Below are 24,640 nucleotides of genomic sequence, written 5' to 3'. Positions count from 1 at the left end.
AATATGGAGGATATAATGTCATTCAACAATCGTAAAAATCCGCTTAATAAAAAGAGGGCTTACTGATTCAGAAATAAACAATCTGAACAAGTAAGCCTTTTTTTTTGTTCACTTTCCCTTATTATCTATTTCAAATTGTTCAATTCTTGAAATTCTTTCAAGCATGGTCGGATGGCCATAACGGAAGATTTTCACTAATAACGGTGGGTTCACTTGACTTAATCCAGACCGTGTAAGCTCTTGGAAAGAAGTAATGGCCGCTTCAGGATTTTTTGTCATTTCAATCGCATACTGATCAGCCCTTGACTCTTGATAACGAGAGACAAAATTAGAAAGTGGGCTGGCAGTAAACATAAATATGGAGAGTAGCATTAAAAACAATGGCAATGAACGAATATCAGACTTGCTTGGAATTTTCAATTCCTCTCCCCATCTGTTAATCATCCATTCCATAATACGGTTCACCAAATATAGACCGAACAAAGATAGAAGCAAATAACCCGCTATTCCAAAATACAAATGTTTCTCCACATAGTGAGCCATTTCATGTGCCATGATAAAGAGAATTTGATCGTTATTGAGACGATTTAGGGTAGTATCCCAAAGAACAATTCGCGAATTTGAGCCAATTCCTGTCACATACGCATTTAAAGCATTCGTCTTTTTAGCCATATTTACTTCGTAAACATGTTCCGCTGGGATGTTTGCTTTTTCAGCTAATGACAAAATCTGAGTCTCTAACTTCTTATTTTTTAATGGATAGAAATCATTGTACAAAGGATCAATAATGACTGGTTGTACAAACATTAAAAACAAAGTGAATGGGATGGATAAAAACCAAGCGTATAGCCACCAATGCTTTTTACTTTTCTTGATTAACCAATAGAGCACACAGACAATAATCAGCATCATTCCATAATTGACCCAAAAATCAATCAGTTCATCTTTCATCCAAGAAGTGAAGGTTTGTGTTGAAATATTGTATGTTTTCGATAAAGAATAACTGATGTAGCTTAGTGGAAATGTTGCTGCAAATGCAAAAATCGAAAGCCAAATTAAGTAAATTGCTTTTTGTAATAAGGGATATGCTGTTGTCTGCTGTGACCACTTATTAAAAGCTTTTGAAAGGCCAAAAATTAAAACTAAAAAATAAAATAGCCATTCAAATGGAGTGGATAGAAAGAACAATAAATTTCTTGTTTTTGAGTACTCTTCGCTTAGCATTAACTCCCTTCCATTTAAAAACGTTGCTGGATCTGCCTTAGAGCCTTCAAACTCAAACGGAAGACTTGAATCAGCAAAATAAAATAAATACCAATAAAAAAACAATCCATATAAGGTGTAGGCAATAATTGCATAAACACCCATTTTCCTAACCATTTTTGATACCCCCTCTTGTCCACCCTCTTATTTAAGTTTAGTTAAAAATATATTTTTTAGAACAAGGAGATAAAAAAAGCATTGATGCTGTCTTAAAATGAATAAAAAGCCGGATCAAAAAGACCGACTTCTTACATTATACGAAATAGGAGTAAATTGTTAAAACAGCTATGGAACTAAGTACAACAACAATTACATTTGCACCAAGATAGGCTGTTATGAAGGCTGTAGCTGCTCCTAAAACTCCGTACCAAATATCTTCTTGAATCAATAGAATCCCTGGAAAAATGAGTGCCCCAAGCGTTGCAAATGGAACATTTTTTAAAACCCCTTGAAAGAATGAAGGAAGTTCCTTTCCTTTAAATAAAACAAACGGAAGCATTCGGGGTAAATAAGTTACAATCCCCATCCCAATTATCATCCATAGAATTTCAATCTTCAAAAGGAGCTCCCCCTTTACTCCTTTTTGTTTTTAGCATTTCTACTATTTCTATAATAATAGCTGATAAAATCGTTGCCAGTACAATAGCCCATCCTGTAGATAAGATATTTGCGAATGTAAACACCGTGTGAAAAGCGGCTGCTACACTTGCTAAGTAAATAGCTTTTTTATTTTTTTTCATAGATGGAACTAATAAGCCCACAAACATGGCATATAAGGCAACTGTCATACTTTCTTGTAATGTTTTCGGAAGACTGGCGCCGACAAGATGACCGATAGCAGAATTCACTACCCAACTAGCATAGGAAATGGAGATTACTCCAAAAATGTACCCAGTAGACACACTCCCTTCTTTAGTTGCGGCAACCGAAAAGGTTTCATCCGTTATTCCAAATGAGTAAAGAACTTTAAAAAAAGTATGATCTTCTTCCACTTTTTCATTCAAGGAAGCCGACATTAAAAAATGACGAATATTCACAATAAAAGTAGTAAGAATGATTTCAAATGTTCCTGTCCCTAACGATAGAAGAGATAAAGAAATATACTGTGAGGCTCCCGCAAATACGATTAGACTCATCATCACAGTTTCTCCTATAGATAATCCTGTTGTTTTCGCAAGCAAACCGAATGTTAGAGCGATAGGAAAATACCCGATTGCAATACTGATACCTGCTTGAATCCCTCTTTTAAAATCTGAAGAATGTCGTTCCATTGCCATTTCCGTCATTTCAATTTTCACCACGGTTTCTAACATTAATAGATTAATAGATTAATAAATTATTATACATTTTCTTCAATTGATTCACAACTAGGAGTATGATGAGGATAGAAAAAGGGGGTGGCCTAACATATGCCAACCCCATGCTTCCTATGAAAGTATTGCTCTGTCAGAGATCGATCCCCCACGAATTTGTTGAAATTCTTTTAATAAGTTTTCAACTGTTAGTTTTTCTTTACGTTCTTTATCTGCTTCGAAAATAATTTCTCCACCATCCATCATAATTAAACGGTTCCCTAACTCAATAGCCTGTTGCATATTATGGGTAACCATAATAGCTGTTAGATTATTTTCTTCGACAATTTTCTTTGTTAATGATGTGATAAGTTCAGCCCGCGAAGGATCTAAAGCAGCAGTGTGTTCATCTAATAATAGAATTTTAGGATCGGTGAAAGTAGCCATCAATAAGGACAATGCTTGCCTTTCACCACCCGATAATAGCCCAACCTTCGCGGTTAAACGATTTTCTAAATTTAACTGAAGGGTCTCAAGCTTTTCCTTAAAAAAGGCTTTTCTTTTTTTAGAAACTCCTAAAGAGAAACCACGTGTTCTTGTCCGTGTGTAAGCAATGGCCATATTTTCTTCAATTGTTAGAGTCGGGGCTGTTCCAGCCATTGGATCTTGAAAAACTCGACCGATAAATTTTGCTCTTTTATGTTCTTTAATTAAAGTTAATTTTTTTCGATCTACTATCACTTCCCCTAAATCTGGGATAAGTTTTCCTGCAATTAAATTTAATAGAGTAGATTTTCCTGCGCCATTACTTCCGATTATCGTAACAAAATCACCTTGACTCATCGATAAGTTTAAATGATTTAAGGCAATTTTTTCATCCATTGTTCCTTCATTAAATACTTTATAAATCTGATTCAGCTGCAGCAAGCTTTTCACCACTCTTCTTTACGGCATACGCTAAATTTGAATTGGTTGATAGTAGCCTTTTTTTCTTCTTTCGATTGTCTTTAAATTGTCCCCAAATTTTGGGTATAACAAGAGCGCAAATAACAATAAAGGCGGTAATCATCTTCATATCGCCCGTTTCCAAGAAGTCTACTCTAAGAGCAAGTGTCACGATCAATCGATATAAAATGGCGCCACCAATAACGGCGAAAGTTGCTTTTACAATAGATTTTGCTCCAAATACAGCTTCACCAATAATAACAGAAGCAAGACCAATAACAATCATCCCGATTCCCATGCCGACATCACTAAATCCATTGTACTGGGCGACTATTGCCCCTGAAAGAGCAACAAGGGCATTTGACATTCCAAGACCCAATATTTTTAGAAAATCGGTATTAGCTGAGAAACTCCTTATCATTGTTTCATTATCACCTGTCGCTCGAATACTCAATCCAATATCAGTCTTTAAAAACCAATTTACCCCTATTTTTATAGCCAAAACTAGTAAACTCATAGTTATAATAATAGCCCATGTTTTTGGAATGAAGCTTGACTGACCAATAGCAGATAGAGTAGATTGGATCCCCTCATCTAATCCAAGATTTTTCCAATGTTTTGAAATCCAAGTAATAAGCGTCTCTTCTTGAAGTAAAGGAATATTCGATTTTCCCATAATTCGCAAATTTATCGAATAAAGGGCAATCATCATGAGAATCCCTGACAATAAGGGATTAATTTTACCCTTCGTGTGTAACAATCCAGTCATGCATCCAGCTAAGAAACCAGCTAAAAGGGCTACTAGTGTTGCGATCATTGGACTAGTCCCATTAACAATCAATACAGCAGCAACTGACGCTCCAGTTACAAAACTTCCATCCACCGTTAAATCCGGAAAATCTAATATTCTAAAAGATAAGTAAACGCCCAAAGCCATAATTGCATAAATAACCCCAGACTCAAATGCACCAAAAATTGCCGTCGACATACACATCCCCCTTCCCCACTTTAACACTGCACAGCGCTGGGGGTCAGTCCCCCGACACTTCACCGCGTTGCCTCACCGGGGGACTGACCCCCAGTGCTTTAACGCGTTAATGAATATGTTTTCTATTTTATTGTTTCACCTAGATTGTTCCATTCTTCTTTCCATTGGATGTTCATTTCTTCGGCTGCTTTTTTGTTTAGTTGTAGCTTTAATTTCTGTGGATACTGTACAGGTAGCTCAGACGGCTTTTTCCCCTCTGTAAGAACCTTCGCTGCCATTTCTCCAGCTTCATAACCGATATCAAAATAGTCAAATCCATAGGCAGCAAATCCACCCCTTTTAACTGAATCAAGTTCACCTACAAATAAAGGAACATCACCCTCATTGGCTACTTGGATTACCGATTCCAAAGCCGAAACAACAGTATTATCTGTAATAATGTAAAATACATCTACTTTTCCAATGAGAGATTCTGCTGCTTGTTTCACTTCAGAAGAAGTAGAAACAGTGGCTTCCTCTAGTCTTACATTAGCCTTTTTCATCTCTTTTTTAACTAAATCAATTTGTGCAACCGAGTTTTGTTCACCCGAATTATATATAACTCCAACTTTACTATTTGGAAAATACTTTTGTATGAATTTAACCAAATTTGGAATGGCATCTGGATGTGTATCCGTTGTTCCAGTTACATTTCCACCAGGCTTCTCCATCGATTCAACAAGACCTGTACCAACTGCATCTGTTACAGAAGTAAATACAATAGGTATATCTTTAGTCGCATTTAACGCCCCAAGAGCACTAGGGGTTGAATTGGCAAATATTAAGTCTACGCTATCACCAACAAAGTTATTTGCAATCATTTGATTATTATTTTGATCACCTTGAGCAATTTGAACATCATAGTCTGCTTGTACACCTTGGTCTTCTAACGCCTTTTTAAAACCATTAAAGGCTGCATCTAGAGAAGGATGTTCAACGATTTGAGTAACCCCAATCGTAAAACTTTTCGTTTTTTCAGACCCATTAGGATCACCTTTATCCTTCCCACATCCGCTTAACGCAATGGACCCAATGACACTTAAAACCGCTAACCTCTTAAGTCCTTTAATCATTTTTATCCCCCACACTCTCTCACTTTTATACTTAAACGCTTTTATGCTTTTATGCACTAAATTATACGAAAAAAACATTTACAATTGCAATACTTTTTTGAAAATTAATAATTCATTATAAATTGATACAGTTGGTACATTCTTAATTCAAAAAATGTCCTTTTAACACTAAAAAAAACATCCTACAATAATTTTGTATCCAACCTTTTCAATGCGGTTATCTTATAGATGAGCGAATAACATGCTCAATACTTTCGTCGGGAGTGATGTATCATGGCCAGAAACAAACTATTGGTTCCTGGAGCTGAAAATGTTCTAGATCAAATGAAAGAAGAGATTGCCAATGAGTTTGGAGTACAACTAGGTGCAGATACGACCGCACGAGCAAACGGTTCTGTTGGAGGAGAAATGACGAAGCGTCTTATTGCCATCGCAGAGCAACATCTTAGAGAGCAACAAGGAAAGTAATGTTGTTTTCCAGAGTAGGAGACCCTATTTCAGGGTCTCCTGTTTGTTTTTTTTAAACACATAACCACGACTTTCTAAATAAAAAGCAATTCAAATGTAGCCCACTACATTGAATTGCTTTCTATTAGACCCTATTTCCCTTGAAAAACAGGCTTTCGCTTTTCACTAAATGCTTGCAACGCTTCCATGCGATCTTCCGTAGGAATGGTCACTTCATATGCTTTTCGTTCAATTTGAAGCCCAGTAGCTAAATCAACATTCATTCCTTGCTTAATTGCAAATTTCGCTTGTTGTACCCCGACTGGTCCATTTTGCAAAATCAAATTCGCCCAATCCAATCCAGTTTCCAGTAATTTTTCTCGTGGAACGACTTGATTAACAAGTCCAAACTTATATGCCTCTTCAGAAGAAACACGTCTAGCTGTTAAAATTAATTCTAACGCTTTTGCTTGTCCAATGAGTCTCGGTAACCTTTGGGTTCCACCAGCGCCTGGAATAATAGCCAAACTTGTTTCTGTTAGTCCTAATAATGTTTTTTCCGTAACAATACGAAAATCACATGCTAAAGCGAGCTCCATTCCGCCTCCAAATGCGTAACCATTCATAAGAGCAATAGTTGGTTGTGGAAGAGTATCAATTGCATTGAATACTTCGTTGATCTTATAAATATTTCGCTTAACTTCTTCATTACTTAAAGTTTTACGTTCCTTTAAGTCTGCACCTACACTAAATGCTTTTTCACCGGTACCTGTAAAAATGACAATACGTACCTCGGGATTTACACGTACTTTTTCTACAGAGTCCTGCAATTCCTTTAAAGTTTCATAATTAAAGGCATTTAGCGAGTCCTCACGGTTAATCGTTATAAACGCAATATGCTGCTTTATATCTAATAAAATGTTTTCCAAAAATCTCGTCCCCTTATCAATCATCTACGATTAAATAATTCTACTTTTTTTTCAATAATCCTTTATGAAAAAATTAGAAGTTGGGACTGGTTACTTTATTTCTTCAAGTACCTTATCTTTTAAAGCTCTCCGTAAAATCTTTCCTGTTGTGTTTTTTGGTAACTCTTCAAGGAATTCGATTGTACTAGGAATTTTATATTTCGCTAAGTGCTCTGAACAGTATTTTAGTAAGTCAGCCTCAGATAAGTCTGGATTTTTACAAACAACATAACATTTAACAGCTTCCCCTAAATTTATATCTGGAACTCCTAAAACAGCCACTTCAACAATTTCCGGATGGCTGTATAATACTTCCTCGACCTCACGTGGATAAACATTATAGCCACCGACAATGATCATGTCTTTTTTACGGTCCACAATATAAAAATAACCTTCTTCATCCATCTTCGCTAAGTCACCTGTATAAAGCCAGCCATCTCGTATCGTTGCATCTGTGTCTTCTGGCATTTTATAATACCCTTTCATCACATTGGGACCACGGACAATTAGTTCTCCAACCTCTCCAGCTGGCACCTCAACACCTAGTTCATCGACCACTTTATTTTCAACATTTACGATTGAAGTTCCAATGGATCCTGGCTTTCGTGGACGATCAAGCGGGTTGAAGCATGTAACAGGAGATGCTTCAGACAAACCATAGCCTTCAGAAATAGCCACATTAAATTTCTTTTCGAAATTTTTCAAAAGTGCGACAGGCATTGATGCTCCACCAGAAATACATAATCTTAATGATTGAATATCTTTCGGGTCAGTGTCAGGCAATTGAAATAGAAAATTGTACATAGTAGGTACTCCTGCAAAAACAGTAGCCTCGTATTCTTTAATAAGGGCAAAAATTTCTATAGGGCTGAATCTAGGAACAATCAGCAATGTAGCCCCGTTCATTAACGGTGCATTTAGCGCAACCGTTAAACAGAACACATGAAACATAGGCAATACTGTGACAACTCTGTCAGATTCACTCATTCTCAAGTAATCGCTTACATCTTTCGCATTAGAATAAAGATTTTTATGTGTGAGCATAGCCCCCTTAGGTTTACCTGACGTTCCTGAAGTATAGAGAATAATAGCTACATCTTCATCATTTAATTCTGGTTCAGCAAAATCAAGCTGACCACTTTCTAAAACATTTGAAAACGATTTCAATTTGGGATAAACAGTTAGTGATTCAATTGGAAGCGATTGGTTATCTTCCTTCGGTGTTTCACAAATGATGTAATTTGCTACATTTACTAATAAGGGATTCATTTTATCTATAAGAGGTATTAATAAATCCAAAGCAATAACCGTTTTCACATCACCATTTTTAATGATATAGCTAATTTCATCTGCAGTATAAATAGGGTTAATCGGTATCACGGTTGCCCCAAGACGAAGTGCCCCGTACATACCAATGACAAAATATGGTGAGTTCCCTAATAAGAGAGCAATATGATCTCCTTGTTTGACCCCTAATTTCTCTAATCCTGATGCAAACTTAGTTACAGCTGCATCTAACTGTTGATAGGTTGTTGATTGATCTGAAAAGTAGAATGCTGGTTTTTGAGGTAATGAACTTGCTGTTAAGTGAAGCTGCATTGATAAATTCATATTCCCATCCCTTTTCTCAAAATATTAATTGAATGAATACTCATTCATTTCATAACTAAAAAAATTTTCTAAATATATTATATTGAAAGAAAATTATCTACACAAGAGAAAAGCCAAAAATAAAACTACCTTTAACGAATTAACGTGGCGGGGGTCAGTCCCCCACCACGTTAATTCGTTAAATCACTGGGGGCTTACCCCCAGTGCGTTAATAGATTAAATTGATGAAGTCTTGTTTTGTGATGTTGCCGAAGTAGTGTGGGATGTTGATTTCTGCAATAGCTTGTTCTAATAAGGATTTCTCGTATTTTATCCCTTTTAATAATGTTTCAATTTCATTAACATCTCCGACTCCAAAGAAGTCACCGTAAATTTTGCAGTTTTCGATTACCCCTTTATTCACTTCCAATCGAACATCGATTTGGCCGACAGGAAAACGATGGGAATGTTGTAGATTAAATTTAGGAGATTTTCCATAATTCCAGTCCCAATTTTGATATCTTTCTTTGGATAACTCATGAATCTTCTTCCAATCTTCTTCCGTTAAAACATATTCTGGAATATCATTTGATTCAAAGAAAATGTTTTTAAGAAGCTGGCTCCGGAATTCCTGAATGTCTATTTTCTCTGATAAAAATTCGGAAATATTAGCCACACGACTCCTAATTGATTTAATTCCCTTTGATTCAATTTTATCTTTCTTAACATTTAAAGCCGAGACAACATGTTCAATTTCTGAATCGAATAATAGCGTCCCGTGACTAAACATTCTCCCTCTAGTTGAGAATTGGGCGTTGCCTGAGATCTTTCGCCCCTCTGCTAAAATATCATTTCTTCCGCTTAATTCTGCATTTACCCCTAAGTTTTTCAGCGCCGCTATAACAGGCTCCGTAAACTTTCTAAAATTATGGAAGCTCTCACCATCATCTTTTGTAATAAAGCTAAAGTTTAAATTTCCTAGGTCATGGTAGACAGCACCTCCACCAGATAAGCGACGAACAACATGAATACCATTTTTCTCCACATAGTCCGTATTGATTTCCTCAATCGAATTTTGATTTTTCCCAATAATAATTGAAGGTTCATTTATGTAAAACAAAAGATACGTTTCATTAATATCTAAATTTTTCAGAGCATACTCTTCAATGGCAAGGTTAATTCGTGGATCCGTAATTCCTTTATTATCAATAAATAGCACTTCAAAACACTCCTTTAAATTTGAAAAGTTAATCCTTCATTAGCTAAAAATACTGGCCCATTAAACATTGTTTTTGCTTCGACGATAAGTTGATTTAATTCTCCATAATGGGGTAAATGTGTCAGTATAAGATTTTTCACGTTAGCATCTACAGCTAGTCTTCCAGCATCGTTACTCGTCATATGACCAGCATTCTGCCCATTTTGATTTCCATAAAAATTACATTCACAAAGCAATAAATCAGCTCCCTTGCTAAAAGGAACAAACTCATGTTTAAAAGATGTGTCAGCGGTATAAACGAAAACCTTTCCCTCAGCTTCTATTCGCATCGCAAAGCAAGGAACTGGATGATTCGTTTGCATAAGCTTCATTTCGAACGGTCCTATGGATAGGGGCTGATCAGGTTTGTACACCACACCATGAGTGATTTCCTTGTATGTCAGCTTCGCAAATTCTTGTTGATCAAATCCATGTCCGTATATAGGAAGTGAACCAAATTTCTTGCCCAAAAATCCTTGAATTAGCCTAGCATGTTGAAGCACACCAATATCAGCAATATGATCTGGATGATAATGGGATAAGATTACTGCATCAAGTTCCTCAGGTTGCAAAAAATTTTGCAATTTTGACAGAACACCACTTCCACAATCAATTAATAGACGAAAGCCGTTATGCTCAAGAAGATATCCAGAACTTGCTTCATTTTTCTTTGGATAGCCACCCCAAAAACCAATTACCGTAAGTTTCATTCATTTACCCTCCATTCAACTATCTTCAATATATCTAATTTGCTGATTTTTTTCACGCATTCTCACACAATGTTACCATTCTAAGCTCAAAATCGATAAAAACCAGCCACTGTGGCTGGTTTTTATCTTTAACAATTTTATTTACTTAAGACTTCAAATTGACGTTTATGTTTAAAATTAAAATAGCTAAACGTTAAAATCATAAAAGAACCTAAAAATCCAAATAAAACGGAGGCATTTTGCCACATAAAATTAAAATCACCACTTGAAATAACAGATTTAAAGCCACTCACTGAGTAAGTCATCGGTAATATGGCATTTATCGGTTGTAATGCATTGGGAATTAACTCTAATGGGAAAGTACCAGCACTTGTTGTTAATTGTAAAATTAGGACAATGATCGCAATAAAACGTCCTGGGTCACCTAAAACTGTTACTAACATTTGGACAAGAGCGATAAATGTTATGCTTGTAATAATTGCAAATAATAGGAATAAAGGTATACTCTCGACATGTAAGTCAAGTCCAAATAGAAGCAGAGCAGCTGCAATTAATGCTTGAATCACACCAATTCCTGCTAAAATACCAAACTTACTAATAAACCAGCTCCAGCCATTTTTTGGAACATCTGCCGGCTCCCTTAGAGGAAAAACAATTGAAAGTAATAGTGCTCCGACAAATAATCCTAATGATAAGAAATATGGTGCAAATCCTGTACCATAGTTCGGCACTTTATTGATTTTTTCATTTTTTATCTCAACAGGACTTCCCATCATTTCACTTGTTTTTTCTGTTGGTTTAAACTTCGATGTTTCTTCTGCTCCATCTGTAAGGCCTGTCGCTAAATCATTCGCTCCAGATGAAAGCTCAATATTTCCTTCATTTAATTTTTCGGAACCATCTTTAAGTTTTCCAACTCCATCTTGTAATGCATGTGAACCTTCTGCTAGCTTGTTAAGTGCAGAGGATAGCTGCTTTGAGCCATTAGCAAGTTCAGTAGAACCAGCCTTTGCTTCTGATAATTTGGTTCCGAATAATGTTACTCCTTCATGAAATTGTTTTTGTCCGCTAACATATTCTCCAAGCCCATTATTGAGTTGGCTTGATCCAGCGGCTAATTGATTGACCCCTTGAAGAAGCTGTAACTCACCTTGTTTTAATTTACTTAAATTCATTGCAAGAGCTGTTGAACCTTCGTCGATTTTCTTTGCACTCTCAGATAATTGACTCGTTCCAGCAGCCACTTGCTGACTTCCGACTAAAAGCTGTTTCATTGTCATTTGAAGAGCTACTTTTTGCTCAGCCGGAATTGTTGTATTATTTGCCAATAATTGTTCCATTTGCTGATTCAAGGCATTTAAACCGGCACTTACTTTTTCTGCACCGACAGCAGTCGCATTAGCTCCAGTCTGCCATTGGTTAACAGATGAGCTTAATTTGGTTGCTCCCCCTTCTAGCTGTTCTGTTCCAGCGATAAGTGAAGGCGTTTTCCCTTTTAATTCATCTATACCTGCTACAGCACTTTGAAATCCATCTTGAATTTTTGCACTGCCTAACACAAGCTTTGACGAAGCATCCTCAAGCTTTTGATAATTTTCGTCGAGTAAAGACATACCGGTTGACAAATTACCTACACCTGAATTTAACTCGTTGCCTCCATTATCAATTTTCATAATACCTTCGTTAAATTCAATGGATTTTTCTGCTAATGTCGCTAATCCATCCTGCAAATCTGTTGAACCATCTTTTAGTTTAAGTGAACCTTCATATAATTTATTAGCACCATCACTTGCTTCAGCGATACCGTTTGAAAGATCCTTTATTTTATCAAAAATTGTCTCAGAATAGGTTTCCGTTATTTTTTCTGATAAAGATGACTTAATTTTTTCTATAGCCGTTGAACCAATTTGGGCTGAAAGGAAGTTATAGCCTTCATTTGGTTTATAGATTAAGGATAGCTTTTGTGGACTATCATCCAATAATGTCGTTGCATTTTCCGAGAAATTTTCGGGAATTTCAACAAGCATGTAATATTCTTGATTTTTTAACCCATTCACTCCTATTTCTTTATCAACAAATATAAAGTGAAAGTCATCACTTTCCTTCAATTTATCGACTAAATCCTTACCTAGTGTAAGCTTGTCGTCTTCGAAATCTGCCCCATGATCATTATTTACAATAGCAACAGGAAGATCCTTCAAATGATCGTAAGGATCCCAAAAGGCCCATAAGAACATCCCTGAATATAAAACGGGAATAAATAGAACGGCTAAAATAGGAATTAATAGCTTTTTATTTTTAAAAATCGCTAATAGCTCCTTTTTAAACAATTGATTTTTCATAGATGTTTTTTCCCCCATTTAATTTATACTGACTAAATTATTCATTTGGTCATTTTTATCCAAAAAAGAAGGATTTCCTATTTGGATAATCCATCAAAAATATATTGCTGGAATAATTTTAAAATCTGTTCTTTATCTAGAGGTTCGTGGTCCTTTTCCCAATCAAATATTAATGAAATATATAACTTCAGCATCACAAAAGCCGTTAATTCGGGATCGCATTCCTTAATATCGCCACGTTTTATCCCTAGTGCTACTTTTTCCTTCACGTAATTTAATACGACTTTTTCAAGTGTAGATATTACCTCGATTACGGTTGGAGTACCCATTTCTTTCTCTTCCTGAAAAAGCTTAATTGTCAATTGATGTTCTTTTCTAAATTCTAGAATCCTAAGTAATGATTGATGAACGTTTTCGTGAAATGACAGTGAATTGTCATATGGTTCTTCTGCGGCAAATTTCATTTCTTGTATAAGGCCCTTGATGATTTCATCAAAGAGCTCCTCTTTATTTTTGAAAAAAGTATAAATTGTTCCTTTACCCACATTTGCTAGCTTTGCCACTTGATCCATTGTAGTTGCCTTATAACCAAACAAAGAAAATGATTTTGTAGCTGCATCTAAAATCAATTTTTTTCGGTCAATGGACATGTCTCACCTCACCTTCTGACCAAATGAACATTTTGGTCAATTAGTTTACATTTAGAAATATAGCACTTTCTAATGCATAATGCAATAAAAAGAGAGTGACCTTTTGTTCACTCTCTACAAAATTTACATGGTTACAACATTTTTTTCGCTTACCTTTAAATAGCTTAATACTTTTTTTACAGCTGCTTCCCCCTGGTCGATACAATCTGGAAGTCCTAATCCTTCGTAGGATCCTCCAGCTAAAAATACCCCTGGAAGTTCAGTCTTTAAACCTTGATTAACAGATTCTATTCGTTTTTTATGTCCCACCGTATATTGCGGCATAGCTTCCTTCCAACGAGTAACAATCGAAAACTCAGGTTCCATCGAAATATCCATTGTTTTTTTCAAATCATCTAATACAATTTTCGTAATTTGATCGTCCGATAAATCTACGACTGCTTCGTCTCCTGCACGTCCAACATAACAACGAAGGAGAACTTTTCCATTAGGAGTTGAGTGAGGCCATTTTTTATGAGTCCATGTACAGGCTGTTATCGTATAATCACTATTTCTTGATACAACAAAGCCTGTCCCCTCAATATCCTTTGAAATAGCTTCTTTTGGAAATGCCAGCGCAACTGTTGCAACAGAGGTAGATGGCATTTCTTTAAAGACATTAAAAAATTCATATTTGGAAAACAAAGATTGAGCTATTTGATGACCAACACTTACAACAATACAATCAGCATCCAATATTTCCCCGTTATTTAATTCAATTCTATATTTTTGATCAGAATGTTTTACTACTTCTTCCACCTTATATCCTTTTAATACAGAATGTGGCTCTAGTAATTCTTCTACTCTGTCAGCCAAAGATTGAAGCCCAGTCGTTAAAGTAAGGAAGATTCCTTTTTCTTTCTTTTCAGAAGGAGATATTTTTGGTCTAGGTGGAGTAGACTTCCTCATTCCATATATCAAACTACGATATTTTTGCTCGACTTGATAAAATTGCGGGAAGGTTGACATTAGGCTCAATTGGTCAATATCACCTGCATAGATTCCTGAAAGAAGGGGTTCGATAAGATTTTCTACCACTTCATCTCCTAATCTTCTTCGAAAAAATGCGCCTAATGCCTGGTCTTCTTTTTCATTTGATTTCGGTAAAATAAAGTCAGCAGCGGCTCGCAGCTTACCTGGTACCGAAAATAAGCCTGTCGTTATAAAAGGAGCAATTTGAGTAGGAATTCCCATGACCGCTCCTCCAGGCATTGGGTGAAGTCGTTGATTCACTAAAACATAGGATTTACCTGAAGTATTGCTAATGAGCTTATCCTCTAAACCTACAGCTTTAACTAATCTCGACATACTCTGTTTCCTACCCAAAAAAGAATCAGGACCACGTTCGATTGTATACCCATCCTGTACGACGGTTTGCATTTTCCCGCCAAGACGATGTGAGGCCTCAATTAGTTTAATATCTAAGGGCAAATTGTTTTCACGAGCTTCCTTTTGCAAATAAAATGCAGCAGAAAGCCCAGTAATTCCCCCACCAATCACAACTACTTTTTTGGTATCCTCCATTTTAAGTCGCCTTCTTTTTTATTTTCTATTTATCCTAATTACGAATTAATTTAAAAATAGCTGAAGCCATTGCCTCAATAAACTTTGGCTCTGTATTAGGCATTTCTGGTCGATAATAGTTTGCTCCTACTTCATCTGTTACAGCTTTGCATTCAATATCATTGTCATATAAAACCTCTAAATGATCAGAAACAAATCCAACTGGTGTATAAACAAATGCCTTATATCCATGTTGATGATACAAGTCCCTCGTTAAATCTTGAACATCTGGGCCAAGCCATGGTTCTGGTGTATTCCCTGCACTCTGCCAACCAACTGCATAATTTTTAACCCCAGCACCTTCAGCGATTAAATCTGCTGTTTCTTGAAGTTGGTTTGGATACGGGTCACCAGATAAAAGAATTTTTTCTGGTAAACTATGTGCTGAAACTATAAGTGAAGCATTATTTCGCTCTTCAGCTGGCATTTTTGAAAAAGTCTCTTTCACCTTTTCTACCCAATAATCAATGAAATTAGGCTCCTTATACCAGCTTTCAACGGATTTTATTTCAAGTCCGCCCAATTTCTCTGCTTCCTCCATTGCTCTACCATTGTATGATTTGATACTAAAAGTAGAAAAATGTGGGGCAAGAACAATACTCACTGCTTCTTTAATCCCATCTTTATGCATTTGCGCAACCGCATCTTCAATAAATGGTTCTATATGTTTTAGTCCAATATACATTTTAAACTCAATTTCATCTTGACTATCATTTAAATATGTCTCTAAGCTTTTTGCCTGCTCTGTCGTAATTTTTGCTAAAGGTGATATTCCACCAATCGCGACATATCGTTCACGAAGCTCTTCCACCATTTCATCTGAAGGTTTTCTGCCTCTTCGAATATGTGTATAATATCTTTCTAAATCTTCTTCTTTATATGGCGTTCCATAAGCCATCACAAGCAATCCCATTTTCTTTTTTGACACATCTACACCTCATTTTTTTGACTAAGAAGCATTATTTATTTTGTTTTAGAAGCTGAATATTCATGAATAAAAGTGGTTAATTTCTTTAATACGTCAGGGCTTACTTCTGGGAAGACACCATGACCTAAGTTAAAGATGTATCCAGGTTCTGCCATCCCTTGGTCAATGATCGCTTTTGCTCTTTCTTCTATTACTTCCCATGGAGCAAGTAAGATCGATGGATCTAGATTTCCTTGTACTGTTTTCTTAATGCCCATTTCTCTTGCTTGTTGAATAGGTAAACGCCAATCCAAACCAACAACATCTAGAGGAAGATCATGCCATTCTAATGCAAGATGACTTGCCCCCACTCCAAACATAATAAGTGGAACATTTTCTTCCTTTAAACTAGAAAAAATATGATGCATGGCTGGTTTTATAAAATAACGATAATCCGCCACATTTAATGCACCAACCCAAGAATCAAAAATTTGAACCGCTTTGGCTCCCGCTTTAATTTGAGCTTTGACATATGTAATCGTCATTTCAGCTAACTTATCCATTAGGGCAAACCAAGCTTTAGGTTCTGCGTACATAAACGCCTTTGTTTTATTGTAATTTTTCGATGGGCCCCCCTCGATCATATAACTTGCAAGGGTAAACGGTGCACCTGCAAAACCAATTAAAGGAACAGATAATTGTTCCTGTGTTAATAACTTAATGGTATCAAGAACATACGGTACATCTTGTTCTGGATGAATCTCACCTAATTTTTCCACATCTGCTAAGGAACGAAGTGGATTAGAAATGACAGGGCCAATGCCTGATTTAATCTCTACATCCATACCGATAGCTGGCAGTGGTGTCATAATATCCTTATATAGAATCGCAGCATCCACATCGTACTGATCAACCGGTAATTTAGTTACATAAGCACATAGTTCTGGCTGATGAGTAATTTCAAATAATGAATACTTTTCTTTTATTGCTCGATATTCAGGCTGTGAGCGTCCTGCTTGTCGCATATACCAAACAGGTACATAATCTGTTTTTTCTCCCTTAGCTGCTTTCAAAAATGTTTCATTTATTTTTTTAGTCATAATAAAATTTATCCACCCTTCTATAGCATGTCTGCCTATCATTGTAATATATTAAAGTAAAAATTAGAATCTATAGGCACGGAAATATTCATTCTGTATCAAATATAGCTTTTTTGAACTAGCTATGTATAGATAACAGCCGTAATTGTCATAAAACAGTCGTATTTAGCATCACTTTTTTCAAATTTTTTCTAGTGTATTTAAAATTATCCCACAAAAATCGAGGTGTAAAGCAGTGAATATTTTTATTACAGCAGGAACTCTGGAATTTTTAAAGATTACGCAAAGAAAATTTTCTAAAGAAAATATGGTTCTCATGCTAAACAATGAACATGCGTTACTCGTTCATGAGACAAATGGTTCTACTTTTTTTCAAGCACCAAGGAAATATGAAGTGATAGATTCGCATGGACAGCTAAATCATAAGGGGTTTGTAGCGATGAATAATATCTCGATAGCAGATGAAGGGAAGCCTGTATTCGAATATCAAGTAAAAAATCGACAACGATTAACAGAATCGATGCCGGGATTTAAAGCGATTCGTTTTTTGAAGCCATTAAACTCCAATACTTATATCATTTTTACATTATGGGAAAACGAGAAATCATATCAAAACTGGAAGAATTCGAATGTACACTCCCAAATTCCAGGAAATGGTGAATTTAATACAAAGTCCAATTTATTTACTATGCCACCATATATCACTACGTACTTTATTTACACAGAAGAAAATAGCAAATAAGGATGGAAAATATCCATCCCTATTTACTATTTTTTAATATGCCATTTCTATTGGCGTAGACGGCAGCTTGTGTTCGATCTGTCACATTTAATTTACTTAAAATATTGCTAACATGTGTCTTTACTGTTTTAATTCCGATGAATAAATCTTCACTTATCTCTTGATTGGTCATCCCTTCTCCTAAACACTTTAAAACATCTAATTCTCTATCCGTTAATTCATCATGTGGCTTACGATCATTTTGCCTGAAACGATTTAACATTTTATTCGCTACTTTTGGTTCAATAATTGTTTCACCTTTAATAGCTTTATAGATAGCTTGAACAATTTCATCAGCTGATGCTGTCTTTAGTAAATAACTAAAAGCCCCTGCCTCAAGTGCTGGGAATACTTGTTGATCATCGTAATAGCTAGTAATAATAATGACTTTACAGTTAGGAAGACTTTTTAAAATTTCCTTCGTAGCTAAAATACCATTCCCATCTTCCATTAATAGATCCATTAATACGATATCGGGTTTTACTTTATTTACTAATTTAACTCCTTCTGTTCCACTCCTTGCTTCTCCCACAACAGAAATATTAGGTTCTGTTAATAAATAAGAAATAATACCTTTACGAACCATATCATGATCATCCACAACGACAACTTTAATTTCTTGCATCCTTCTCCCTCACCTTTTTTAAAATTCTGATATCAATATAAGTTCCTTCCATTGCCTTTGAACGGATATTAAAAACACCACCAATTTCCTCACATCGTTCTCGCATCGTTTTTAAGCCATACGAAGCAAATCGGTCTTTTGATGGATCAAACCCACGTCCATTGTCCGATATATATAGGTAAATATCATGTTCTCTTTCCGCCAAAGTAATTTTCACCTTACTCGCTTCCGAATGAAGTAGAATATTGGAAAGTGCTTCTTGTATGATACGAAAAAGATGTTCCTCAGCAGCTGTTGAAAGATCTTCGATTTCATCAATACTTGCTTGAAATTCAAGTTTTGTTTTCTCTTTCAATTCTTTAATCAGTTTTATGATTCCCTCACATAAAGAATCCTCGGTAAGTTGTACGGGTCTTAAATGAAGTAGTAATGCTCTCATTTCCCCTTGCGCTTTTATGGCGATATCAGCAATTTCAGTAATTTGTTCTTTTACTTTTTCCGGCTGCTTATCTATTAATCTTAAAGTAGCAGATGAAAGCATACTTAGAGCAAATAATTGTTGACTAACAACATCGTGTAAGTCCCTTGCAAGACGTTGTCTTTCTTCCATAACAGCTGCTGTATGGGCTGACTGAGCTAAAGAAACCTTTTCATCCGCCATTCTTTGAATCGAAAATGCCTGTTCCTCTAAGTAAACAGCAAGTTGATTTAATTCTTCTACAATCGGACCCATCTCTTCATTTTCAGATCGATTCATTCTGTCAGAAAGCTTTCCGCTTTTCAATCCTGAAATGAATAAATGGATATCCCCAAATTGCCCCTTTAAAAAAGTACTATTCTTCAATCCAAAATAACCGCCAACGATGATCTGAATAGCTAAAATGTAGAAAAAAAGCCAAAAAGAGATGTTGATAGAAATAACTGGTTTCTTTGCAAAAAAGAGATAACCTTGTAAGCCAACAAAAAAGATTAACGCACTAATAAATCCTGACATGATAAAGCTTTGAAAAAACCAAAAACGGTTATGAAATCTTTTCATTTCTTCTCTCCTAAACTTTATCGATACGAACGGAACCGATTTTCAATTCAATTCGAATAGTTAATTTTTTTATATAGTCATCATATTCAGGAGTTTGATAAACCAATTGCCGATTAATATCACTTGAGCGAATATCGAAAATACGAATATCTCCGATTTTCACTTTCGCTTCAACCTTTACAGCTACATCATCGGGGACTAGCATTTTAACATCACCAATCCAGCCTTGAACGAGGATCGGAGTTTCCTTTTCCGGAATATATGCTTTGCTAAAATCGATAAAATAATCACCAATCGTATTATAGAGATTCATTGGTTCAAGTGACCAATTTGATTTTTTCATCTCTACGTCTCCAATGGAGAAGCCTCTTATTTTTTTTTCAGAATTTGAATATTTGAGGTCTTGATATTTACCAATTTCATCCATATTACTTTGCATAGAAATTTTATTAGGGAGTTCAGAACGGAAGATTACTTTGACTTTCCCTTTTCTCAACAACAAAAGGATAGCATTATAAATAATTAATACAGGCCACAGTTTCCAAAAGTCACTAATATGAAAGGAGATAATTTTAAAATTATTTAAAACTAACATGGTAGAAAAAACCAGTAAAAATATTCCCCAAAATAAACTACCTTTCCTTTGCTTCGTCAATGCTTTCATCAATAAAAATAGACTAAATAACAGGAGGATGAAAGGATAGGATTCGACAATAAGTTCTTTTATTTCCAAGGAAATGACACCAACATTCATTAACAATAGAAAAATACCGACAAATAGAAGAATGGCCGCAAAGACGATTTGATTCATCGATTGACGCATATAATCCCCTCTTTCTACACTTTACAATTCTATAACTTCACAGAAATACCTTTTTGAATTTCATATAAGTTTATTTTAATTGTTATCCATAATAATAGGACATTCTTCAGACGTTTTTTTGTCCGTCTACAGACGGATATTTTTCTTTCGTCACTCCTCACCAATTATCTCAAACTTCATATTGTGTAATACACCCGAAAGGGCGAATGCCCTAACTTCAATCGGACTAAAGGAGGATTTTTATGGGAGTTGATTTAATTGCCATACATTGGATTTACGTCTTGTTTATCGCACTTATTATCGGCTTTATGGTGATGAGAAGAGATACTACTCTCATATGTATTATTGGTATTTTCTTAATCGCCATAGCAGCCACAGGTTCAGTCAGTCACTCCGTCAGTAGCATTTTTAATAGTTTTATATATGCAATTTCAGAATTACTTTCAACGATACTAGTTATTTCTATTATTGTTGCCATGAGTAAAACGTTAACATCAACAGGAATAAACGATGTTATGATCTCACCCTTCTCAAAATTAATCCGTAATTCCACACTAGCTTATTGGACGATTGGGATCCTTATGATGGTCATTTCGTGGTTTTTCTGGCCTTCCCCAGCTGTTGCTTTATTAGGGGCTGTGTTATTGCCAGTGGCTATAAGAGTTGGATTGCCAGCTTTAGGCGTGGCAATGGCAATGAACTTATTCGGTCACGGAATCGCCTTATCAGGTGACTTTATCATTCAAGCAGCACCGAAGCTGACCGCAGATGCCGCTGGTTTACCTGTCAATGAAGTCATCCAAGCAAGTATTCCCCTAGTGTTTACTATGGGTTTAGTCACTACAATCACAGCTTTTTACTTCCTGAAACGTGATATAAAAAAAGGAATTTTAAAGGTAGAGAGTTTGGAGAATAACCATGTTTTTGGTGAGCAAGGCGAGGATTCCTCATTACTTTCATTAAATCAGAAGCGATTCTTTGCACTATTAATCCCTCTGTTATTTGCTTTAGATGTAGCAGCGATGTTTGCTTTTGATCTTCAAGGCGGTGATGCAACTGCACTAATTGGAGGAACATCGATTTTTATTCTTGCTTTAATTACAATGATAACTCATAAAAGCAAAGGTCTTGAAAAAACAACTAGTTATTTAATAGAAGGCTTTCAATTTGGATTTAAAGTGTTTGGTCCTGTTATTCCAATCGCTGCCTTCTTCTATTTAGGTGATGCAGGCTTTAACACAATCGTAGGAGAATATTTACCGAAAGCATCACAAGGAATAGTAAATGATTTAGGTATTGCATTAGCAAATGTTGTACCACTTAACCAAGAAGTTGCAGCAATCACGTTAACTTCAGTCGGTGCTATTACCGGTTTAGATGGATCAGGATTTTCTGGAATATCTCTAGCTGGATCGGTTGCCCAACTATTCTCAACAGCTCTAGGAGCAGGAGCTGCTACATTAACAGCTTTAGGTCAGATCGCTGCAATTTGGGTCGGAGGTGGAACCCTTGTTCCTTGGGCACTCATTCCTGCAGCAGCCATCTGTAATGTTGATGCATTTGAATTAGCTAGAAGAAATTTAAAACCAGTGGCCATAGGATTAGTTGTAACGACGATTGTTGCTATGTTTTTAATATAAATTGCAAGTGAATTATTAAAAAGTGGATCTGTTTTAAGATCCACTTTTAATGTGATAATACACCGTATAGTAGTAAACCATTCATTAAAACAAAGTAAATAATGATTTGTATAAGAACCATATACGCTACATCTTTTACTTTTTCTGCAAATCTAATATAAATTAAGAATCCAAGAATTAATTCGAGTAGTGGTGCCCAAATAATCAGCCATTTCATATAGATACCCCTAGATGCTAAACATAAATATTTTTTGTTTTCTACCTTTGTATATTAGCTATCTTACATATTTATTTTATCAAAAAAAACGAACAAAGAATTAGGAAAATCCCATTAACCTTACTCCACTTTTTTCCATCAAAATATAATTACTTTCACCTTAAACCGTAGAATTTACTAAATCATGATATAATTATTATGAAAAATAATTCATTCTTAGGGAGAGTGTTGAAATGCATCGTGAATTGATTGAAAATTTAGATAGTCATTACGAAGAAATGGTAGAGATTCGCCGTTATTTGCATCAGCATCCTGAATTGTCCTTCCAAGAGGTACAAACTGCAAATTACATAAAATCGTTTTATGAAAAGCTTGGCATTGAAGTAAAAGGAAATGTAGGCGGAAATGGGATTGTCGCCAAAGTCTATGGAGCGAAACCCGGAAAAACTGTAGCTCTTAGAGCTGATTTCGATGCATTACCAATACAAGATCAAAAAGACGTTCCTTATAAATCGCTAGTTCCTGGTGTTATGCATGCATGTGGACATGACGGACATACAGCTACACTTCTTGTACTAGCTAAAGTATTACACGAACATCGAGACGAATTAGAAGGTACTTACGTAATGATCCATCAGCATGCAGAAGAATATGCTCCAGGTGGAGCCGTTTCAATGATTGCTGACGGTTGTTTAGAAGGTGTCGATGTTATTTTTGGAACCCATCTGTGGGCTAGTGAGCCAACTGGAAAAATCCAATATCGTGTTGGTCCAGTAATGGCTGCCGCTGATCGATTTGAAATTACTATACAAGGACGAGGTGGGCATGGAGCAGCACCACATACAACGAAAGATTCCATTGTGATTGGCTCACAGCTTGTGACGAATCTTCAACAAATTGTCAGCCGAAGAGTAAACCCAATTGATTCCGCCGTTGTAACCGTCGGCTCTTTTGTTGCCGATAATGCATTTAATGTCATTGCAGACCGTGCAAAATTAATTGGAACTGTTCGTACATTTAATGAAAAAGTTCGGGCTGATATCGAAATAGAAATTGAAAAAATTATTAAAGGAACATGTTTTGCCTCAGACAGCTCATATGAATATCTTTATGAAAAAGGATATCCTGCGGTTGTAAACCATAAGGAGGAAACTGAGTTTCTAATTGATTGTGCAAAATCGATTTCAGAAGTACAAACCGTTGAAGAAACAGAACCACATATGGGTGGTGAAGATTTTGCCTATTATTTACAACATGTTCCAGGCACTTTCTTCTTTACCGGTGCTATGCCTAGCGGAGAAGATGTGGGCTATCCACACCATCATCCAAAATTCGATATTAATGAAAAAGCTATGCTAATCGCAGCGAAAACACTAGGAACAGCAGCACTTCAATACCAAAAAAAAAGTGTAGCGAATAACGTACTAGTGTAAATAATAGGAGAAAACCAGTCAATTGACTGGTTTTCTTATTGTTAAACTATAAAATACTCGGATATGGATAACTTCTTATCTTGTATAGTCCGCGTCAAGCGCAAGCGTCCTAGCCCCGACGTACAGGATGTACCAGTGTCGACAATGCGACAGGATGTCGCGCCTTTGTTATTATTCTAATAAGTTTCTTTTTGATAATAGTCTCAACCGATAAGCATTCATCGCCGTCTCACCAAGATGCTCGGTTAAACGATAATTGGCAAAAGCTCCTACAATCGCACCAAAACCTGGGACCATTTGCAGCAGTTTTACTAAATCAATATAATCCCTATACTCTTGTTGAAATGTTCGCCAATTTAACTCTTTCATTGAATCTTTATCCTGTTCCCACTTTTCAATGATCTCTAATGTATTAACTTTAGCCTCATCTTTAGAAAAAGCTAATTGAAACACATAAAGTAAAAATAGCCTTTCCTCATAATCTCTTGTGTCAAACCCATAAATCGAAGCTACTTCAAATAGAAACTTCATCTTAATGGACAAAAATAATGGAAAATCCGCCAGCCCCATTAAGAAGCCTGCCGCCCCGGTTCCTGCTCCCTCAATCGTAGCAGTACGACGGTAAGTATTGAGCTTCTCCTTTAATTTTTCGTCTTTTTCATATAAGGTTAATCCAGCACCTTGAGATTTCTTCGTCGTAAAATTTGAACCTGTAAGCGTAGCCTGAACCATCCCTTTCATCGCTTCAGTGACTGCGATATGAACTTTTTCAGGAATGATATGATTTATCTTTTGTTGTGCTTTTTTGGAAAAACGTTCTAGAACAGTTGGTCTCTTTGTAATTTCCTTTTTCCATAAGATTAATTCTTCATAAATTTTACGTTCATATTCAAATTGATCCACCGACA

General features: G+C 35.9%; 24 protein-coding genes. 4 read left to right on the top strand and 20 right to left on the bottom strand.

What is annotated here, in order from left to right:
• Positions 1 to 108 precede the first annotated feature (108 nt).
• From ACFSO7_RS03960 to ACFSO7_RS03935, 6 genes are all read right to left on the bottom strand, one after another.
• A complete protein-coding gene (locus ACFSO7_RS03960; RefSeq protein ID WP_377875497.1) occupies positions 109 to 1,380 on the bottom strand; it encodes a M48 family metallopeptidase in 1,272 nt (423 codons plus the stop codon).
• Positions 1,381 to 1,516: 136 nt separating this feature from the next.
• Positions 1,517 to 1,801 (bottom strand): AzlD domain-containing protein, encoded by a 285-nt coding sequence (locus ACFSO7_RS03955; protein ID WP_377876442.1) that lies wholly within the window; start codon positions 1,799 to 1,801, stop codon positions 1,517 to 1,519.
• Positions 1,802 to 1,811: 10 nt separating this feature from the next.
• Positions 1,812 to 2,549 (bottom strand): AzlC family ABC transporter permease, encoded by a 738-nt coding sequence (locus tag ACFSO7_RS03950; protein ID WP_377875496.1) that lies wholly within the window; start codon positions 2,547 to 2,549, stop codon positions 1,812 to 1,814.
• 141 nt (positions 2,550 to 2,690) lie between these two features.
• Positions 2,691 to 3,482, bottom strand: coding sequence for an ABC transporter ATP-binding protein (locus ACFSO7_RS03945; RefSeq protein ID WP_377875494.1), 792 nt, complete (start codon positions 3,480 to 3,482; stop codon positions 2,691 to 2,693).
• A complete protein-coding gene (locus ACFSO7_RS03940; RefSeq protein WP_377875492.1) occupies positions 3,457 to 4,488 on the bottom strand; it encodes an ABC transporter permease in 1,032 nt (343 codons plus the stop codon). Before ACFSO7_RS03940 ends, ACFSO7_RS03945 begins: the two co-directional genes overlap by 26 nt.
• 122 nt (positions 4,489 to 4,610) lie before the next feature.
• Positions 4,611 to 5,600, bottom strand: a complete 990-nt coding sequence (locus ACFSO7_RS03935) for an ABC transporter substrate-binding protein (protein WP_377875490.1) — start codon at positions 5,598 to 5,600, stop codon at positions 4,611 to 4,613.
• A 273-nt stretch (positions 5,601 to 5,873) separates the two neighbouring features.
• On the opposite strand from ACFSO7_RS03935, the gene ACFSO7_RS03930 reads away from it, so the two are divergent.
• Positions 5,874 to 6,068: an alpha/beta-type small acid-soluble spore protein gene (locus tag ACFSO7_RS03930; protein ID WP_377875489.1), complete on the top strand. Its 195-nt coding sequence runs from the start codon at positions 5,874 to 5,876 to the stop codon at positions 6,066 to 6,068.
• Between the two features lie 131 nt (positions 6,069 to 6,199).
• Here ACFSO7_RS03930 and ACFSO7_RS03925 read toward each other — a convergent pair whose 3' ends face one another.
• The 9 genes from ACFSO7_RS03925 to hemE form a co-directional block, all read right to left on the bottom strand.
• A complete protein-coding gene (locus ACFSO7_RS03925; RefSeq protein ID WP_377875487.1) occupies positions 6,200 to 6,976 on the bottom strand; it encodes an enoyl-CoA hydratase-related protein in 777 nt (258 codons plus the stop codon).
• A gap of 90 nt (positions 6,977 to 7,066) precedes the next feature.
• Positions 7,067 to 8,626, bottom strand: a complete 1,560-nt coding sequence (locus tag ACFSO7_RS03920) for a fatty acid--CoA ligase family protein (protein WP_377875485.1) — start codon at positions 8,624 to 8,626, stop codon at positions 7,067 to 7,069.
• Between the two features lie 208 nt (positions 8,627 to 8,834).
• Positions 8,835 to 9,824, bottom strand: a complete 990-nt coding sequence (gene lplA, locus ACFSO7_RS03915; protein WP_377875483.1) for a lipoate--protein ligase — start codon at positions 9,822 to 9,824, stop codon at positions 8,835 to 8,837.
• Between the two features lie 14 nt (positions 9,825 to 9,838).
• Positions 9,839 to 10,573 (bottom strand): MBL fold metallo-hydrolase, encoded by a 735-nt coding sequence (locus tag ACFSO7_RS03910; protein ID WP_377875481.1) that lies wholly within the window; start codon positions 10,571 to 10,573, stop codon positions 9,839 to 9,841.
• Positions 10,574 to 10,710: 137 nt separating this feature from the next.
• Positions 10,711 to 12,915: a YhgE/Pip family protein gene (locus tag ACFSO7_RS03905; protein WP_377875479.1), complete on the bottom strand. Its 2,205-nt coding sequence runs from the start codon at positions 12,913 to 12,915 to the stop codon at positions 10,711 to 10,713.
• Positions 12,916 to 12,992: 77 nt separating this feature from the next.
• Positions 12,993 to 13,565 (bottom strand): TetR/AcrR family transcriptional regulator, encoded by a 573-nt coding sequence (locus ACFSO7_RS03900; protein ID WP_377875478.1) that lies wholly within the window; start codon positions 13,563 to 13,565, stop codon positions 12,993 to 12,995.
• Positions 13,566 to 13,688: 123 nt separating this feature from the next.
• Positions 13,689 to 15,128 (bottom strand): protoporphyrinogen oxidase, encoded by a 1,440-nt coding sequence (gene hemY, locus ACFSO7_RS03895; protein WP_377875476.1) that lies wholly within the window; start codon positions 15,126 to 15,128, stop codon positions 13,689 to 13,691.
• A 34-nt stretch (positions 15,129 to 15,162) separates the two neighbouring features.
• Complete coding sequence (hemH, locus tag ACFSO7_RS03890) at positions 15,163 to 16,095, bottom strand: ferrochelatase (RefSeq protein ID WP_377875474.1); 933 nt, start codon at positions 16,093 to 16,095, stop codon at positions 15,163 to 15,165.
• A 35-nt stretch (positions 16,096 to 16,130) separates the two neighbouring features.
• Positions 16,131 to 17,174 (bottom strand): uroporphyrinogen decarboxylase, encoded by a 1,044-nt coding sequence (hemE, locus tag ACFSO7_RS03885; protein ID WP_377875472.1) that lies wholly within the window; start codon positions 17,172 to 17,174, stop codon positions 16,131 to 16,133.
• 235 nt (positions 17,175 to 17,409) lie between these two features.
• Here hemE and ACFSO7_RS03880 point away from each other — a divergent pair, with 235 nt between their 5' ends.
• Positions 17,410 to 17,916, top strand: a complete 507-nt coding sequence (locus tag ACFSO7_RS03880; protein WP_377875470.1) for an antibiotic biosynthesis monooxygenase family protein — start codon at positions 17,410 to 17,412, stop codon at positions 17,914 to 17,916.
• A 19-nt stretch (positions 17,917 to 17,935) separates the two neighbouring features.
• Here the strand turns inward: ACFSO7_RS03880 and ACFSO7_RS03875 are convergent, their stop codons facing one another.
• The 3 genes from ACFSO7_RS03875 to liaF are packed head-to-tail and all read right to left on the bottom strand — an operon-like array spanning position 17,936 to position 20,442.
• Entirely contained in the window at positions 17,936 to 18,580 is a 645-nt protein-coding gene (locus ACFSO7_RS03875; protein ID WP_377875468.1) for a response regulator, read from the bottom strand.
• Entirely contained in the window at positions 18,567 to 19,619 is a 1,053-nt protein-coding gene (locus tag ACFSO7_RS03870) for a sensor histidine kinase (RefSeq protein WP_377875466.1), read from the bottom strand. The genes ACFSO7_RS03875 and ACFSO7_RS03870 overlap by 14 nt, the downstream gene beginning before the upstream one ends.
• Positions 19,620 to 19,629: 10 nt before the next feature.
• Positions 19,630 to 20,442 carry a cell wall-active antibiotics response protein LiaF gene (liaF, locus tag ACFSO7_RS03865; RefSeq protein WP_377875464.1) on the bottom strand — a complete coding sequence of 271 codons (813 nt, stop codon included), beginning with the start codon at positions 20,440 to 20,442 and terminating at the stop codon, positions 19,630 to 19,632.
• A gap of 242 nt (positions 20,443 to 20,684) precedes the next feature.
• Here liaF and ACFSO7_RS03860 point away from each other — a divergent pair, with 242 nt between their 5' ends.
• A complete protein-coding gene (locus ACFSO7_RS03860) occupies positions 20,685 to 22,082 on the top strand; it encodes a hypothetical protein (RefSeq protein ID WP_377875462.1) in 1,398 nt (465 codons plus the stop codon).
• A gap of 46 nt (positions 22,083 to 22,128) precedes the next feature.
• Here ACFSO7_RS03860 and ACFSO7_RS03855 read toward each other — a convergent pair whose 3' ends face one another.
• A complete protein-coding gene (locus ACFSO7_RS03855) occupies positions 22,129 to 22,299 on the bottom strand; it encodes a hypothetical protein (protein ID WP_377875461.1) in 171 nt (56 codons plus the stop codon).
• Between the two features lie 233 nt (positions 22,300 to 22,532).
• On the opposite strand from ACFSO7_RS03855, the gene ACFSO7_RS03850 reads away from it, so the two are divergent.
• Complete coding sequence (locus ACFSO7_RS03850; RefSeq protein WP_377875460.1) at positions 22,533 to 23,732, top strand: M20 family metallopeptidase; 1,200 nt, start codon at positions 22,533 to 22,535, stop codon at positions 23,730 to 23,732.
• 171 nt (positions 23,733 to 23,903) lie between these two features.
• Here the strand turns inward: ACFSO7_RS03850 and ACFSO7_RS03845 are convergent, their stop codons facing one another.
• Complete coding sequence (locus ACFSO7_RS03845; protein ID WP_377875459.1) at positions 23,904 to 24,635, bottom strand: EcsC family protein; 732 nt, start codon at positions 24,633 to 24,635, stop codon at positions 23,904 to 23,906.
• Between the last annotated feature and the right edge of the window lie 5 nt (positions 24,636 to 24,640).

Origin of the sequence: Bacillus sp. CGMCC 1.16607 (assembly GCF_042683745.1) — a bacterium.
GTDB lineage: Bacteria > Bacillota > Bacilli > Bacillales > Cytobacillaceae > Pseudoneobacillus.
This window is presented reverse-complemented; position numbering and strand designations above follow the sequence as displayed.

Bases quoted from the DNA above. Each gene is read 5' to 3' on its own strand.
- ACFSO7_RS03950 (WP_377875496.1), bottom strand. From the start codon at position 2,549: ATGACGGAAATGGCAATGGAACGACATTCTTCAGATTTTAAAAGAGGG.
- ACFSO7_RS03870 (WP_377875466.1), bottom strand. From the start codon at position 19,619: ATGAAAAGATTTCATAACCGTTTTTGGTTTTTTCAAAGCTTTATCATG.
- ACFSO7_RS03910 (WP_377875481.1), bottom strand. From the start codon at position 10,573: ATGAAACTTACGGTAATTGGTTTTTGGGGTGGCTATCCAAAGAAAAAT.
- ACFSO7_RS03860 (WP_377875462.1), top strand. From the start codon at position 20,685: ATGGGAGTTGATTTAATTGCCATACATTGGATTTACGTCTTGTTTATC.
- ACFSO7_RS03850 (WP_377875460.1), top strand. From the start codon at position 22,533: ATGCATCGTGAATTGATTGAAAATTTAGATAGTCATTACGAAGAAATG.
- ACFSO7_RS03955 (WP_377876442.1), bottom strand. From the start codon at position 1,801: ATGATAATTGGGATGGGGATTGTAACTTATTTACCCCGAATGCTTCCG.
- ACFSO7_RS03855 (WP_377875461.1), bottom strand. From the start codon at position 22,299: ATGAAATGGCTGATTATTTGGGCACCACTACTCGAATTAATTCTTGGA.
- hemY (WP_377875476.1), bottom strand. From the start codon at position 15,128: ATGGAGGATACCAAAAAAGTAGTTGTGATTGGTGGGGGAATTACTGGG.
- ACFSO7_RS03960 (WP_377875497.1), bottom strand. From the start codon at position 1,380: ATGGTTAGGAAAATGGGTGTTTATGCAATTATTGCCTACACCTTATAT.
- ACFSO7_RS03935 (WP_377875490.1), bottom strand. From the start codon at position 5,600: ATGATTAAAGGACTTAAGAGGTTAGCGGTTTTAAGTGTCATTGGGTCC.
- ACFSO7_RS03905 (WP_377875479.1), bottom strand. From the start codon at position 12,915: ATGAAAAATCAATTGTTTAAAAAGGAGCTATTAGCGATTTTTAAAAAT.
- ACFSO7_RS03875 (WP_377875468.1), bottom strand. From the start codon at position 18,580: ATGCAAGAAATTAAAGTTGTCGTTGTGGATGATCATGATATGGTTCGT.
- ACFSO7_RS03940 (WP_377875492.1), bottom strand. From the start codon at position 4,488: ATGTCGACGGCAATTTTTGGTGCATTTGAGTCTGGGGTTATTTATGCA.
- ACFSO7_RS03930 (WP_377875489.1), top strand. From the start codon at position 5,874: ATGGCCAGAAACAAACTATTGGTTCCTGGAGCTGAAAATGTTCTAGAT.
- liaF (WP_377875464.1), bottom strand. From the start codon at position 20,442: ATGCGTCAATCGATGAATCAAATCGTCTTTGCGGCCATTCTTCTATTT.
- hemE (WP_377875472.1), bottom strand. From the start codon at position 17,174: ATGACTAAAAAAATAAATGAAACATTTTTGAAAGCAGCTAAGGGAGAA.
- ACFSO7_RS03920 (WP_377875485.1), bottom strand. From the start codon at position 8,626: ATGAATTTATCAATGCAGCTTCACTTAACAGCAAGTTCATTACCTCAA.
- ACFSO7_RS03900 (WP_377875478.1), bottom strand. From the start codon at position 13,565: ATGTCCATTGACCGAAAAAAATTGATTTTAGATGCAGCTACAAAATCA.